Below are 13,504 nucleotides of genomic sequence, written 5' to 3'. Positions count from 1 at the left end.
ACTCCGTGGGATGGGTTAGCGGCGCCTGTTACAAGGCCCTTGCAAGCTCGGATGTCGGCGCACCACCCAACCTATCGAATGATCGGCGTGCAGCTACCGGCCCGATCGTCCCGCTGCAGCGTTCGCCTGTTATCTGACAGAACGCAGCGGCGTGGAGAAGCGTGGCAGCACGCGAGACAGCACTTCGGCGATATAGCCGAGGAACAGAGTGCCCAGCGAGCTCTTGTAATGCTGGGAGTCGGCACTGCCGATCGCCAGCACGCCATGCAGCCCATTATGTGAAAGGCCGACTACAGCAGCCGAACCGACATCTGCGCCGGCACTGCCGAAGAGGAAATTCAGCTCGTGCTCGCGCAACACGCCGCAGATGGTCTTGCCGCCGGCCAGCAGGCCGCCGATGGCCTGGTGAGCCTCGGCGCTACTGACGCTACGGCCAACCGGCAACGGCATATCGCTGAACAGGATCAACCCCACGAAGGGCACCTGGAACTCGCGACGCAGGCTGTCTTCCACGCAACTGACGACCTCTTCGAGGCTGCTGGCGTCCATCAGATCGAGGATCAGGCGGCGCGTCTTGTCGAACAGCCGGTCGTTGTCGCGGGCCACGTCCATCAGGTGCGACAGGCGCTGGCGCATCTCGATGTTGCGCTCGCGCAGCAGTTTGACCTGACGCTCGACCAGCGACACGGTATCGCCGCGCTGGTGCGGAATGCGCAGTTCGGGAATCAGCTCATCGTGGTCGATAAAGAACTCAGGATGCAGGCGCAGGTAGGCGGCGACCGTTTCCGAATCCAGGGGCTTGGGCGAATCCTGTTGGTCAGTCATAGGCGAACCTGTCCTTCGTACACGCGCACGGCGGGGCCGGTCATCATAACCGGCTGGCCAGGGCCTGCCCACTCGATGGTCAGCTTGCCACCCGGCAGCTCCAGTTGTACCGGCGAATCCATCCAGCCCTGGCGGATCGCGGCGACGGCGGCGGCGCAGGCGCCGGTACCGCAGGCCTGGGTTTCCCCGGCGCCGCGTTCCCAGACCCGCAAACGGCCGCGTTGACGATCGACGATCTGCAGGAAGCCGACATTCACTCGCTGCGGGAAGCGGGGGTGGTGTTCCAGCTTTGGCCCCAGTTCGTGCACCGGCGCGCTGTCGACATCTTCGACGCGCAGCACCGCATGGGGGTTACCCATCGAGACCGCGGCCAACTGATGGGCGGTGCCGTCGACCTCGACGGCGTAGCTCAGGGCCTCGGCGTCGGCCTGGAAAGGGATCTGCTCTGGCGCCAGGCGCGGTGCGCCCATGTCCACGGTGATCAGGCCATCGGCGCGCACATTGAGTTCGATGATGCCGCCTTTGGTTTCCACGCGGATGCTCTTCTTCACCGTCAGGCGCTTGTCGAGCACGAAGCGGGCGAAGCAGCGCGCGCCGTTGCCGCACTGCTCCACTTCGCTGCCGTCGGAGTTGAAGATGCGGTAACGGAAGTCTACGTCCGGGCTGTGCGGCGGCTCGACCAGCAGCAACTGGTCAAAGCCCACACCGGTGTGGCGGTCGCCCCACTGCTTGGCGTGCTTGGGCTGGATATGTGCATGCTGGCTGACCAGATCGAGGACCATGAAGTCGTTGCCCAAGCCGTGCATTTTGGTAAAGCGCAATAACATCGGCATCACTCCGGCAGGCGGCTTTCGCCCGCGAAGAGCTCGTCCAGGGTTTCGCGGCGACGCACTTCGAAAACCTGATCACCATCCACCATCACCTCGGCGGCGCGGCCGCGGGTGTTGTAGTTGGAACTCATGACGAAGCCGTAGGCACCCGCCGAGCGCACGGCCAACAGATCGCCTTCGGCCAGGCTCAGGTCGCGCTCTTTGGCGAGGAAGTCACCGGTCTCGCAGATCGGCCCGACGATGTCGTACTGGCGGCTGGCGCCGTCGCGCGGCTGCACCGGAACCACCTCCATCCACGCCTGATACAGGGCTGGACGGATCAGATCGTTCATCGCCGCATCGACGATGGCGAAATCTTTGTGCTCGGTGTGCTTGAGGTATTCGACGCGGGTCAGCAGTACGCCGCCGTTGGCAACGATGAAGCGGCCCGGCTCGAACACCAGGGCCAGCTCGCGGCCTTCGATGCGCTGGCGCACGGCCTTGATGTAGTCGCCGGCCAGGGGCGGCTGCTCGTCGCGATATTGCACGCCCAATCCACCACCCAAATCGAGGTGGCGAATGCGGATGCCTTGTTCGGCGAGGCGGTCGACCAGCGCCAGCAGGCGGTCGAGGGCGTCGAGAAACGGTGGCAGGCTGGTCAGTTGCGAGCCGATGTGGCAATCAACGCCCACCACGTTCAGGTTCGGCAGCGCGGCGGCGCGAGCATAAACAGCTTCGGCGTCGGCGATGGCGATACCGAACTTGTTTTCCTTAAGGCCGGTGGAAATGTACGGGTGGGTGCCGGCATCGACGTCCGGGTTGACGCGCAGGGAGATCGCCGCGGTCTTGCCGAGCTCGGCGGCGACCTGCTGCAGGCGCTCTAGCTCGTCGGTCGACTCGACGTTGAAGCAGTGCACACCGACTTCCAGCGCGCGGCGCATGTCGTCGCGCGTCTTGCCGACGCCGGAGAAGACGATTTTGTCAGCGCTGCCACCGGCGGCCAGAACACGCTCCAGTTCACCGCGTGAAACGATATCGAATCCCGCACCCAGACGTGCCAGCACGTTCAAGACGCCGAGATTGGAGTTGGCCTTGACGGCGAAACACACCAGGTGTGGCATGCCGGCCAGGGCATCAGCGTAGGCGCGGTACTGCGCCTCAATGTGGGCGCGCGAGTAGACGTAAGTGGGCGTACCGAAGCGTTGGGCCACGGCGGACAACGCCACACCTTCCGCGAACAGCAAGCCGTCGCGGTATTCGAAGGTGTTCATGAGCCGTCCTTATTGATCTTGCGCAGGTGCAGACTGAGTATCATCCGGCAGATACAGGGGGCCTTTCTGGCCACAGCCGCTGAGCAGGGTGGTAACGGCGACAAGCGCGATGAGGGCAGTGAACAGCCGCTTCATGGTCAAATCCTTGTAATAAAGCATAATTGCACCGGAGTATACCGACCCCCCGGCATGTTGCCTATGCGGCGGGGTTCCCGTCCGGCGGGGCTTTGCTCTGGTACGCTGAGCTGCACCGAACAGAGCGCGGCGATGCTTTCTTTTGCGTACGATGCTGCTGAATCTTTCATGAGGTAAGTGCAATGAGTTTGACCGAAGCCCGCTTCCACGACCTGGTCGATACCGTACAGCAAGCGCTGGAAGACATCTTCGATGACAGCGATCTGGATCTCGATCTGGAGAACTCCGCGGGCGTGCTGACAGCGCGCTTTGCCAACGGCTCGCAGCTGATCTTCAGCCGTCAACCGGCTCTGCGTCAGCTGTGGCTGGCCGCCCGCTCCGGTGGTTTCCATTTCGATTATGACGAAGACAACCAGCGCTGGATCTGCGACAGCACCGACGAGCTGCTCAGCGAAATGCTCGAGCGCATCGTTCTTGAGCAGTCCGGCGCCAGCCTTGAGTTCGATGAAATCTGAGATTGCCGTGTGCGAGGCGCCGTCGGCTTCAGTGCCGGTCGCTTCGCCCTGCCAGCGACGCTGTTGCCTGAACGATGCTGACCGGTGCCTGGGGTGCGGGCGCCTGTTGGCGGAAATTCTCGAGTGGAGCGGTGCCGATGATGGTCGGCGGCTGGCGATCAGGGCACTTGCCGAGGGTCGCCTGGCGAGCGGATAGGCCTGCTCTTGTTTATTTGAGTGGCTGTGTTACGGTCGACTCAACCTGTGTAAAAACCCCGTCGTCTCGATGGGGTTTTGCTTTTTTGGCGTCCAGCAAAGGAGATATGCCCGCACCATGGCCAGCACACCGAACATCACCATTACCCGTCTTGATCTACAGCGTCTTGAGCAATTGCTCGACAGCCTCGATGATTTTGGCCCTACAGCCGAAGCCTTGCAGGCCGAGCTGGACCGCGCCGAAGTGGTTGGCCACGATCAGGTTCCGGCGGGCGTGGTCACCATGAACTCGCGCGTGCATTGCCGTGAGGAGAGCAGTGGCAAGGACTACCACCTGACCCTGGTTTATCCTCAGGATGCTGGCGGGGAAGGTAAAGTCTCGGTACTCGCGCCAATGGGCACTGCACTGCTGGGTTTGAGCGTCGGCCAGCACATCGACTGGCCCGCGCCCGGCGGCAAGCAGCTTAAACTGACGCTGCTGGCGGTGGAATATCAGCCGGAAGCGGCAGGTGAATACGCCCGTTAAGACGGCCCGCTTCGCCTGACTCGCAAGAAGTCAGTGCTGCGTATCCCGGGTCGATCGCCGCGCCCCGGGAGTCTGCTCAGGCCGTCGCGAGCTCCAGCGTTACCGGCCTGCATGCCGCTCCACACTCCTGAAGATCAATGCTGCGCTCGAACAGGCGCTGCACCGCTGGCTGGTGGCTGACGCCTATCAGCGTGCAGTCGGGCAGGCGCATGCGCAGGCGCTCGAGCAATTGGCAGGCTGCCTGCTCGTCGAGTTGATTGGTGGCTTCGTCGAGGTACAGGGTGCTCGGGCGATAGAGCAGGGCGCGGGCCAGCGCCAGGCGCTGCTGCTCGCCACCGGAGAGTTCCCGGCTCCACTCGGCGTCCCTGTCCAGCTGATCGGCGAGATGATCGAGGCCCACATCCTTGAGTGCGCCGATCAGCTCAAGGCCGCCTGGCGTCTGCGTAGCCGGATAGGCCAGCAACTCATCCAGGCGACCGCCGGCCAGGTAAGGTTTTTGCGGCAGCAGCAGGCTGCGTCCGCCCGGTAGCTGCCAGCTGCCGCGATGATGAGGCCACAGACCCATCAGGGTACGCAGCAAGGTGGTCTTGCCCAGGCCGCTGGCGCCCGCCAGGCGCAGCCATTCCCCAGGCTGGGCATGCAACGCCAATCCGCACAGCAGCGGCTCGCCGTTGGGGCGCAGCACATCCAGCCCGCAGGTGTTGAGCGTTTCGCCATGCTCGAGCTCGACCGCCGGCAGCCCTTCCATGGCCTGCTGGAACTGGCCGAGGCGCTGTACCGTGGCGCTCCACTCCATCAGTGTGCGGTAGGAGTAGATGAGCCAGCTCAGTGAACCGTGCACGGCGCCGAAAGCCGTACGGATCTGCATCAACCCGCCCAAGGTGATGGTCTTGGCCAGGAACGCGGGCAGGGCGATGAATACCGGCACTATGTTGCTGATGCGGTCATAACCGACGGTGAATGTGCCAAGTTTCAGCTCCCGGCGCATCAGGCCGCGCCAGTTTTCGGCTATAGCAGTGAAGCGCAGGGCCAGGCTCTGTCGCTCGGCATGCTCGCCGCCGTACAGGGCGATCTGCTCGGCATGCTCGCGTTTGCGTAATAGATCTGTTCGAAAGGCCGCCTCGCTGCGTTGCCGTTCATAGTTGAGATCGTGCAGCGGCTGGCCCAGCCAATGGGTGACCAGGGTGCCGATCAGGGTGTAGATCACCACGGCCCAGACCAGGTAGCCATCCAGGGTGACGCTGTAATCGCCGAGGGTGAAGGTCTGGGTGCCCGAGAGCTGCCAGAGCACGCTGACGAAGGCGCCGATCTGCAGGGTGTTGATGAACAGCGAAACGACCAGGCCGACGGTCTTGTCGGTCAGCAAATGCACGTCCTCGGCGATCCGCTGATCGGGATGATCCGGCTCGCCGCTCAGCCCCAGCCGGTAGTAGCGACGCTCACCCAGCCAGCGGTCGAGCATGTGATCGTTGAGATGCTGGCGCCAGCGCAGGATCAGCGCTTTGGTCAGCCAGTTCTTCGAAACGATCACCAGGATCAGTGCTCCGATGGCCAGTGCATAGCTACCCATGAGATCGAGCAGCGCACTGCCGTCGAAGGTCGCCAGGGTGTCGTAGAACGTCTTGCTCCAGGCGTTGATGTAGAAGTTGACCTGGACGATGCCGACGCCCATGGCGAATATCGACGCCAACAGCAGCCAGCCCGGCCAGCCGGCGCGGCTGGCCCAGAATGGACGCGATAGGTTGAAGAACAACCGCAGTGTCTTCATAAGCCGACGTCCTGCGCGGGCAGCACCTGCAGGCGTACTTCGTTGCCTTCTGGAAATACCTGGCGAGCCAGGCGCTTCAGGGCCTTGGGCTCGAGGGCTGCCGGCAATCGATGTTGCTCGCTGAGGTAGCGTGGGTCGTGCCAGGCGCGCTCGCTGAGAACTAGGCGATTGAACTGGGTGGCCGGATCTTTTACGCGCAGCGCTTCCTGGTGGGTCAGTTCGCGGCGCAGCGCCGCCACACGCTTGTCGTCGATGCTATCGGGCAAGGCGGACAGGGTCTGGCGAGCCAGCTGCCAGAGCTCGTCGGCGCGTTGCGGGTCGCTGGTGAAGCGCAGCTCGCTGTCGATGCGTTGGTGTTCCGGGCTCAGTTCGCTGTCGAACTGCAGGCTGTAGATGCCAGCGGCTTCGCCGCGCAGGCGTTGTTTCAGCAGGCCGTTGGCGATCTCGCGCAACGCCGCCACCCGGGCAGCATCCGCCGGGTTCCATGGATGGGGCTGGAAGCTGCCCGCGTAAAGGCTGGCGCGTGGCTCGCGAGCGATGGCCAGGGTGGCCTGGCGTTGACCAGGTTGGCGTGGCTTGGCCGTGATCATCAGCGGCTCGCCACGCGGGATCCCCGCCAAGTAGCGATTGACCAGCATTTGCAGCTCGTGCTCGGGCAGGTCGGCCATCAGGTAGTAGGTCACTGGCGCAGCAGCCTGGCGGCGCCATTGCGCTTCCAGCGTGGAGCGACTCAGGGCGTCGAGTTCCTGGGCGGTGGGTTGCAGCCAGTCATCGTGGCCCTGCTTGACGCTTCGCCAGGTAGCGTCCTGTTCGCTGCGCACGTTATCTCGCCGGCGCAACAGGCTTTCGCGCAGATCGGCCAGGCTCTCGCGGTAGGCCTTCTCATCCAGGTCGCGACGGACCTGCTGCGCCTGATAAAGCGCCAGCAGGCTGCCTAGCTTGTCCAACGCTGCATTGCCTTGGGCTTCGAGGCGTTGCGGGCCTTGAGTGAAGGACAGTTGCACGGCTTCGCGTTTTTTCCAGGCGTTGAGCTGTTCATCGCTCCAGCCGTGCGGGGGCATTTGCAGGGCCAGTTGATTGGCGATCTGCGCGCGCCAGGACTGGGCGCCCTGGTGCAGGAAGCCGGCGCTGGAATCGACGCGCAGCTGCGCCTTGCCATCAGCGCCCTTGGTACGCAGCCACACCAGGCGGTCGCCGTTGCTCAATTGCCAATGCTCGACCTTCTCACGGGTGAAGCTGCGACGTGTTTCGATGCTGCCCTGCGGCGTGTTGCTCCGTAGGTCGGGAATGGCTATTTGTTGCGGGATGGCGGGAGCTGCAGGGGCTTCCAGGCGGCCATCTGCCAGGTGTCGTATCTGCTGCTCGACGCCCTTGGTATCAGGCAGTATCAGCTGCACGCCGCCTGGCGCACTGAGTTGCAGCACCCGATCCGGGCTGTCGAGCCAGCTGACGATGCGCCGCTGCAGCTCGCGTTTGCTGATGCTGCTCAGATTGACCAGGGTATTGCGCGCGATGGCCTCGGGGTCCTGCAGCATGCGCTCGCCCACGGTGGCATCGTTGAGCTGCCGCACCCAGGCGTCGAAGTCCCGTGGCGTCGGCTTCGCCAGCATGCGCTCGGCGATCTGCCGTACCTCTTCTTTCACGGCGGCCACGTCCTCGTCGTACAAGCCATGCTGGCGCAGCCGTTCCAGCTCGCGCAGCAGGGTCTGTAGCGCTTGCTCGTGGTGTTGGCCTTTGACGCTGGCGGCCACCGCCAGCACGCCGGTGCGTCTGCCGATCTGGGTTTTCACCGCCGTCAGGCTGCCAATCCCTTCGTCCAGTGGCTGGCGGCGCAGTTGCCGCGATAGAGCGGTGAGTGCCAGGCGGTCCAGCAGTCGGTCACGTCCACCGGCGAGCGTCTGTTCGCGAATATCCACCTGCTGGAAACGCATCAGCAGAGCGACCTGGTTGCTGCCGCTCTGGCTGTCCTGCACGCGGAAGACTTTCAGCTTGTCGTCCAGCGGCAGTTCGAGGTGTTCGCGCGAGGGGCGCTCGCCCCGTTGCGCCGTGCCGAAATGACGTTCGATCTGCGTGGCCATCTGCTGGGGATCGAAGTCGCCGACGACATTCAGCACCATGTTGTTTGGCAGGTACCAGCGCTGCTGGAACGCCTGCAGCGCCGCCAACTGCGCGTGCTCGATGGCCTTGCGGTTGCCGATGGTGCGATGCGCCGGATAACGCGAGCCGGTGCGCTGTGCGGCGGCGCGTTTGGCGTTCATGCGCTGCGCGACTCCCAGGCCACCACGCCATTCTTCGATGACGATGGGCCGCTCGCGCTGCAGATCGTCCGCCGTGAAATCGCCGGCAAAGGCCATCGTGGCCAGCGCCTTCAACGAAAGATCGGCACTGGCGGTACCGCCAGGCGGGCTCATCAGGTATTGGGTGCGCTCGTAATTGGTCACCGCGTTGAAGTGACGGCCTTGCAGCCAGCCGGCTTTTTGCAGGCGCTGGCGCACGTCCAGGGCATCGCCGCCGTGGCTGTAGAAGGCCAGGTGTTCGAGCATATGGGCGACGCCGACCTGATCGTCGGCCTCATCCACCGAGCCGGCATGCACCGTCAGGCGCATATCCAGACGGCCTTTCTGCGTGTCCACGGAGATCAGGTTGTAGCGCAGGCCGTTGGGCAGCTCGCCACGTGTGACGATGGGGTGCCATTGCAGTGGCGTGTCGCCTGCGGGCAAATGGGCACAGGCACCGAGCAGCAGCGCTGCCAGTGCCGTGAAGAGGACTCTCACGGGATGCATGGCGCGCGCCTTTTAGAATTGGTAGCCGACTTCGAGCCAGTATTGGCGGCCCATCTCGTACTTGTACCCAGTGCTGCTATAGATCTCAGCGACCTCATCCAGGACGTTCTTCACATCCACGGCGACGAAGGCGGACTGGTCGCGAATTACCGGTATTTCCCACTTGGCCCGCAGGTCCCAAGTGAAGGCAGCATTGACCTCGCCGAAGCTGTAGTTGTCGTAGGTAGCTCCCTCGACCTCAATGGTTCCGTCCGTCACGATCTGCTCATACCCAGCGCGGTAGCGCAGGAAGTTGCTCAGCGTCAGGTTTGCTTGAGGAACATGGGTAATGGTGGTTATACGTGCTGTCCATGGGCGGTTGAAGTTGGCCGCTGGCAACTGGCTGAAGCGCATGAGCTTGCCGTCGTACATCACCAGTTCATCGTTCAGCTCATCACGGGAGAACGAGACGTCGTAGTTGGAGTTGTTGGTACTGCGAGTACGCGTCCAGTCTGCGGCGAATTGCATGCTCGAACGGGTGCCGAACAGGCGCAACTCGGCATCGGGAGTAATCGCCAGGGAGACTGCATCGGTCTCGCTGCTGCCGGCATTGGTATAGGTGGTGTAAACGATACTTTCATCAACGCCATCGCCAGGTGGCAGTCCGAGGTTCACGCCCTGTGTCCTGACAACTTGGTCGCGCCCATCGCGGTGCACGTACTTCAGCTCGAAGGTGGTGTTCAGCCAGCGTTGTGCGATACCTACCATCCATTCGTCGTTGTAGGGGATGTCGATTTTGCGGAATGAGCTGCTGTCGGCCTCGCCTCTGGTGATCGCGCCGAACTCGTTCACCGTTGTGCCTGATGCAGTGGCGCGTGACTGCCGGTATTCCAGGGACTCGCGGCCATCCGCCAGGCGATACTTGAACATGCTGCGTCCGTAGTAGCGGTTGAAACCTGTCGTCAGCACCGTGGATGAGTCGCCGAACAGATCGTAGTCAGCGGAAAAGCGCGGAGCGATGGTCTTCTTTTCCATGTAGTCATCGCCATCGAAACGAACGCCCGGACGTACTTGCAGGCGCCCCCACTGCATGCGGTCCTGCAGGAACAGGGCATAGCGCTTTTCATTCATGGATATTTCCCCTGCGTTGTAGTGCGTCAGGTTGCGGAAATATTGGCGAGTAAGCGTGCCTGATACGTTGGTGCCGATAGAGCAGTACTCGCTGTCCAGCTCGCCACTGGCAAAGCTGCAGCTATTGCTGCCTGCCGCAGTGGCGATCAGGCCAGCCGCCGTGGTCGCACTTTCGGGCCGTTTGTAGTTAGCCTGTTGATAGGCCAACTCCAGACCTGCCTGGAAGTTGTGTTCAATTCCCAGCGCCTGAATCGGCTCCCAATCGGATTTGAAGGTGTACGTCATGCTTTTCTGGCGTTGCTCGATATCGCCGAAACTGCCTTCGCGGCTCAAGCTCGTATCTCTAAGGGGATTGCCCCAGTTCTTTTCACTCGACCAGCGCCATTGCTTGCTCACATTGCTGTCGCTGTCGCGCGAGCTCTGCAGGTTGGTGTACGCCAGATTGTGGGTGAATTTCGCCGCGTCCCCGAACCAAGTGGCTTTGATAGCCGCCTGCTGGCCGCCTTGAAGAATGACGAAGTCCGAGTTCTTGGAGTTTTCGCGGAAATACTCACTTTCCTGAGGCGCATGAGTCAGCGATACATCGAGCTGCAGGCGGTCGTTGACTTGCCAATAGGTCTTCAGGAGGAAGTTGTCGATCTGGCGTGTCTGGTCTTTTTTACTCTTGTCACCCGTGCTGTTGAAACCATCGCTATAGCTGTTGAGCGGAATGGTGGAATGCTTGCGTGAGAAATTGAAAAGGGCGCCGAAGTTTTCGGTGACATGACCTTCCAGCGTTCCCCTGAGGGTCCATTTGTCGAACTCCGGCTGCTCCTGGCTGGTGGTGGAGTTTTCAAAATCTTCGCGGTCTTCTTCGTTGATGTGGTAATTGGCCCAGGCTGAGCGGCTCATGCTCATCGATAGCTTGCCGTGCAAGTCCTCGCTCGGGCGGCGGGTGACTGCGTTAATCACGCCGCCATTAAATCCGCCATATTCAGCCGGCACGTTGCTGTCGTAGACCCGCACTTCTTCGAGCAAGTCGGCGTCTAGGGCAATGCCATGACTACGGCTGGGCGTGCCCCGGGCATCGGCGATGGTGCTCCACTCATGGCGACCAGGATCCAGGTCGTTATTGATTCCCACGCCATCAATCATGAAGCTGTTCTGGTAGAACGCTGCGCCGTTGATGCTGATGTCCGCAGGGTCGATTTCGCCAGGCGTACTCGAGCTTTGTTGAGTGTTGCTGAACTGCACGCTGGGGTGCATTTGCAACAGCGTGGTGATATCGCCATTGGCGGCGGGAAATGCTTCGATGGCGCGACGATCGACGACGGTTTCGCCCATGAAGCTTTGGTCGGCGGCTGCCAGGACAACGGTGTTGCCAAGCTCCATGGCATTCTGGCTGGATTTGAGTGCGTGAAAGGTCAGCACCTGCTGCTCATAATCCCAACCGACATTGCTGCCATCGAGCAATCGCGACAGCGCCTGCTCGCTGCTCATCTGGCCGCGCACGACATTGCCGCGCAAGTGCCCGACCAGGCTCGGGTCGACGCTGACCTGCAGGCCGCTTTGCTGGGCAAAGGCGATCAGTGAGTCGGCCAGGGGCTGGGCGTCGAGATCGAAGCTGTGTTGGCGCTGCATCGAAGCGCTGGCCGGCTCGGCCGCTTCCTGGGCATGGCTGGTGGCCAGGGGCAACGCGGCGCACAGGCTGAGCAGCCCCAGGCTGACGGCCTTGCTCAGTGTCGGGGTGCCTGTGGAGGAGCGTTTGAGCCGGTGCGACTGCGTGTTCATGGTCTTCCCCGAGCAGGCCAAGCGGCCTTTGTTGAAAGCTAATACGAATCCCTATCGATTCGTGTTCGAGGCAAAGACGTGCTGGCTCGATGAATTTTCAGCAATTCACGAATTATTTTTCATTTGTTCGAAATATGGACTGGCAGGCGCTCAGGGCTGGCGAGTGATGACCCGCAGCCAAGGTGTCCAGTTACTGACCTGGCCCTGATAAGGGCGGATCACTGCACGTAGCGCAGCATCTGGGTCACTCAGGGCGTAAACGCCGGTCACGCGTTGCTCGCCCAAGGCGCGGTCGTGTAGCGCGACTTTGCCAGGCAGGTAAGGGCGCAGTTCTTCCAACACATCGGCGATCCGTGCATCGCGTACCACCAGTTGGCCGTTCTGCCAGGCCGCGATCTGGCTGATCGGCACCCGGTCTCGGGTCGCTTCGTGGCTGTCCGCTTGCCAGCGCAAGCGGTCGCCGGCGCGCAGTGCATCAGCCAGCATGACGCTGCCTTCGGCCACTTGCACCGAGCCGTGCTGCACGGCCACGGCAAGCGCGCTCTTGCGATTGGTGACGTTGAATGCTGTGCCGGTAACGGTGATCTGCAGCGCCTGGGCATCGACGCTGAATGGTCGGCTCTTGTCCTGCGTCACCTCGAAGAACGCCTGCCCGGTGAGTAGCCGGACTTCGCGACGGGCACTGCTGTAGCTCACCGCAATCGCTGATTCGCTGTCCAGATGCACGCGGCTGCCGTCTTCCAGCTCAACCGTACGCTGTTGGCCGAGGCTGGTACGGTAGTCGCTCTGGTAGGCCAGGTAACTGCCGGGTGCGATGAATACCACCAGGCAGGCGGCCAGAGCTCCTGCCAACAGGGCCGGCCAGCGGCGTCGGCGCGGACGCACGGGAGCCGTGACCGGTGCTGGACGCAAACTGAGAGTTGCCGAGGGTGGTGTTGCAGGGCGTTCGGCAGGAGCAGCCGCCGCTTCGGCCATGCCGGTGATGCGCCAGACCCGCTCGGCCTTGCGGTAAGCCTCGACATGGCTGGCATCCACCGCCAGCCAGGCCGCCAAGCCGCCACGCAGCTCGGCATCCTCCGGGCTCTGCTGGATGCGTAGCAGCCAGTCCAGTGCGGTGTGTCTGAGGTTGCCGGTCATGGTCGGGTCGGGGTCATGTGAAAAGGCGCCAGAGGGTCGCATATTCCTATGCACTGAACAAAGGACGTATCAGCTGCGAAAATTTTCAGATCAACCATTGGCCTGCTCCAAACGGTCCGCGCAATGGCATAGCGCCTGGTGCACCAACTGATGTGCCAGGCCGACGGATATGCCCAATGTGGTCGCGATGTGCTGCAGGGTGTGGCCATCCAGGCGATGCATCTCGAAGGCCCGGCGCACGCGCTCCGGCAGTTCCGCCAGGGCCGCGTTGACGATGCGCAGCTCGGCGCTGCTGCTGGCCTGCTGTTCAGGGCCGGGGCTGTCATCGGAGAGGGTTTCGAGCAGGCTTTCGCTGCCCGGCTGGCGACGCTCGGTGGCGAGTCGACGGCTGAGGTCGAAGGCCAGGTTGCGCACGATGCGGTACAGGTAGCCCACGGGCTGGTCGATCGCCGCCTCGGTGCTGTCGCGGTTGTTGAAACGCAGCCAAGCCTCCTGCACCACGTCTTCGGCCTGGGCACGGCAACTGACGAGGGACGCGGCATAGTCCACCAGCGCGTTGCGGTGGGCGAGGTAGAGGTCGAGTTTGAGGTTGGGTGCTGAGGACACGATGCGGGCTGCCGAGGGCCGTGCACAGCGGGCGTGCAACAGCGAACGCGCATG

At 62.7% G+C, this 13,504-nt stretch carries 12 protein-coding genes; 3 read left to right on the top strand and 9 right to left on the bottom strand.

Annotated elements, in window-relative coordinates; translation table 11 throughout:
- Positions 1-129: 129 nt before the first annotated feature.
- From BLS60_RS09170 to lptM, 4 genes are read right to left on the bottom strand one after another with little or no spacing between them, the layout of a single operon-like run.
- A complete protein-coding gene (locus BLS60_RS09170) occupies positions 130-825 on the bottom strand; it encodes a DUF484 family protein (RefSeq protein ID WP_070880287.1) in 696 nt (231 codons plus the stop codon).
- Positions 822-1,652, bottom strand: a complete 831-nt coding sequence (gene dapF, locus BLS60_RS09165) for a diaminopimelate epimerase (RefSeq protein WP_092367135.1) — start codon at positions 1,650-1,652, stop codon at positions 822-824. The genes BLS60_RS09170 and dapF overlap by 4 nt, the downstream gene beginning before the upstream one ends.
- Positions 1,653-1,657: 5 nt before the next feature.
- Complete coding sequence (gene lysA / locus BLS60_RS09160) at positions 1,658-2,905, bottom strand: diaminopimelate decarboxylase (protein WP_092367133.1); 1,248 nt, start codon at positions 2,903-2,905, stop codon at positions 1,658-1,660.
- 9 nt (positions 2,906-2,914) lie between these two features.
- Positions 2,915-3,040, bottom strand: coding sequence for an LPS translocon maturation chaperone LptM (gene lptM / locus BLS60_RS09155; RefSeq protein ID WP_083328585.1), 126 nt, complete (start codon positions 3,038-3,040; stop codon positions 2,915-2,917).
- Positions 3,041-3,222: 182 nt separating this feature from the next.
- Here lptM and cyaY point away from each other — a divergent pair, with 182 nt between their 5' ends.
- The 3 genes from cyaY to rnk all read left to right on the top strand — a co-directional run bounded on the left by cyaY (position 3,223) and on the right by rnk (position 4,276).
- Positions 3,223-3,555, top strand: coding sequence for an iron donor protein CyaY (gene cyaY, locus BLS60_RS09150; protein ID WP_070880284.1), 333 nt, complete (start codon positions 3,223-3,225; stop codon positions 3,553-3,555).
- Positions 3,440-3,751 carry a DUF1289 domain-containing protein gene (locus tag BLS60_RS09145; protein ID WP_420848446.1) on the top strand — a complete coding sequence of 104 codons (312 nt, stop codon included), beginning with the start codon at positions 3,440-3,442 and terminating at the stop codon, positions 3,749-3,751. Before cyaY ends, BLS60_RS09145 begins: the two co-directional genes overlap by 116 nt.
- 117 nt (positions 3,752-3,868) lie before the next feature.
- Positions 3,869-4,276: a nucleoside diphosphate kinase regulator gene (rnk, locus tag BLS60_RS09140; RefSeq protein ID WP_070880283.1), complete on the top strand. Its 408-nt coding sequence runs from the start codon at positions 3,869-3,871 to the stop codon at positions 4,274-4,276.
- 76 nt (positions 4,277-4,352) lie between these two features.
- On the opposite strand, the gene BLS60_RS09135 is transcribed toward rnk, so the two are convergent.
- The 5 genes from BLS60_RS09135 to BLS60_RS09115 all read right to left on the bottom strand — a co-directional run bounded on the left by BLS60_RS09135 (position 4,353) and on the right by BLS60_RS09115 (position 13,450).
- A complete protein-coding gene (locus BLS60_RS09135) occupies positions 4,353-6,044 on the bottom strand; it encodes an ABC transporter ATP-binding protein/permease (protein ID WP_092367129.1) in 1,692 nt (563 codons plus the stop codon).
- Positions 6,041-8,827 carry a M16 family metallopeptidase gene (locus BLS60_RS09130; protein WP_092367127.1) on the bottom strand — a complete coding sequence of 929 codons (2,787 nt, stop codon included), beginning with the start codon at positions 8,825-8,827 and terminating at the stop codon, positions 6,041-6,043. The genes BLS60_RS09135 and BLS60_RS09130 overlap by 4 nt, the downstream gene beginning before the upstream one ends.
- A gap of 12 nt (positions 8,828-8,839) precedes the next feature.
- The gene (locus BLS60_RS09125) at positions 8,840-11,707 is read right to left on the bottom strand and encodes a TonB-dependent receptor (RefSeq protein ID WP_244153388.1); all 2,868 of its coding nucleotides are present in this window, start codon (positions 11,705-11,707) and stop codon (positions 8,840-8,842) included.
- 150 nt (positions 11,708-11,857) lie between these two features.
- A complete protein-coding gene (locus BLS60_RS09120) occupies positions 11,858-12,844 on the bottom strand; it encodes a FecR family protein (RefSeq protein WP_092367125.1) in 987 nt (328 codons plus the stop codon).
- Between the two features lie 90 nt (positions 12,845-12,934).
- Positions 12,935-13,450 carry a sigma-70 family RNA polymerase sigma factor gene (locus tag BLS60_RS09115; RefSeq protein WP_338061633.1) on the bottom strand — a complete coding sequence of 172 codons (516 nt, stop codon included), beginning with the start codon at positions 13,448-13,450 and terminating at the stop codon, positions 12,935-12,937.
- Between the last annotated feature and the right edge of the window lie 54 nt (positions 13,451-13,504).

This window comes from Phytopseudomonas seleniipraecipitans, assembly GCF_900102335.1.
Taxonomy (GTDB): Bacteria; Pseudomonadota; Gammaproteobacteria; order Pseudomonadales; family Pseudomonadaceae; genus Aquipseudomonas; species Aquipseudomonas seleniipraecipitans.
This window is presented reverse-complemented; position numbering and strand designations above follow the sequence as displayed.

Excerpts from the sequence above, each read along its gene's own strand:
- BLS60_RS09125 (WP_244153388.1), bottom strand. The coding sequence starts at position 11,707 with ATGAACACGCAGTCGCACCGGCTCAAACGCTCCTCCACAGGCACCCCG.
- BLS60_RS09145 (WP_420848446.1), top strand. The coding sequence starts at position 3,440 with ATGACGAAGACAACCAGCGCTGGATCTGCGACAGCACCGACGAGCTGC.
- BLS60_RS09120 (WP_092367125.1), bottom strand. The coding sequence starts at position 12,844 with ATGACCGGCAACCTCAGACACACCGCACTGGACTGGCTGCTACGCATC.
- rnk (WP_070880283.1), top strand. The coding sequence starts at position 3,869 with ATGGCCAGCACACCGAACATCACCATTACCCGTCTTGATCTACAGCGT.
- cyaY (WP_070880284.1), top strand. The coding sequence starts at position 3,223 with ATGAGTTTGACCGAAGCCCGCTTCCACGACCTGGTCGATACCGTACAG.
- BLS60_RS09135 (WP_092367129.1), bottom strand. The coding sequence starts at position 6,044 with ATGAAGACACTGCGGTTGTTCTTCAACCTATCGCGTCCATTCTGGGCC.
- BLS60_RS09170 (WP_070880287.1), bottom strand. The coding sequence starts at position 825 with ATGACTGACCAACAGGATTCGCCCAAGCCCCTGGATTCGGAAACGGTC.
- lysA (WP_092367133.1), bottom strand. The coding sequence starts at position 2,905 with ATGAACACCTTCGAATACCGCGACGGCTTGCTGTTCGCGGAAGGTGTG.
- dapF (WP_092367135.1), bottom strand. The coding sequence starts at position 1,652 with ATGTTATTGCGCTTTACCAAAATGCACGGCTTGGGCAACGACTTCATG.
- lptM (WP_083328585.1), bottom strand. The coding sequence starts at position 3,040 with ATGAAGCGGCTGTTCACTGCCCTCATCGCGCTTGTCGCCGTTACCACC.
- BLS60_RS09130 (WP_092367127.1), bottom strand. The coding sequence starts at position 8,827 with ATGCATCCCGTGAGAGTCCTCTTCACGGCACTGGCAGCGCTGCTGCTC.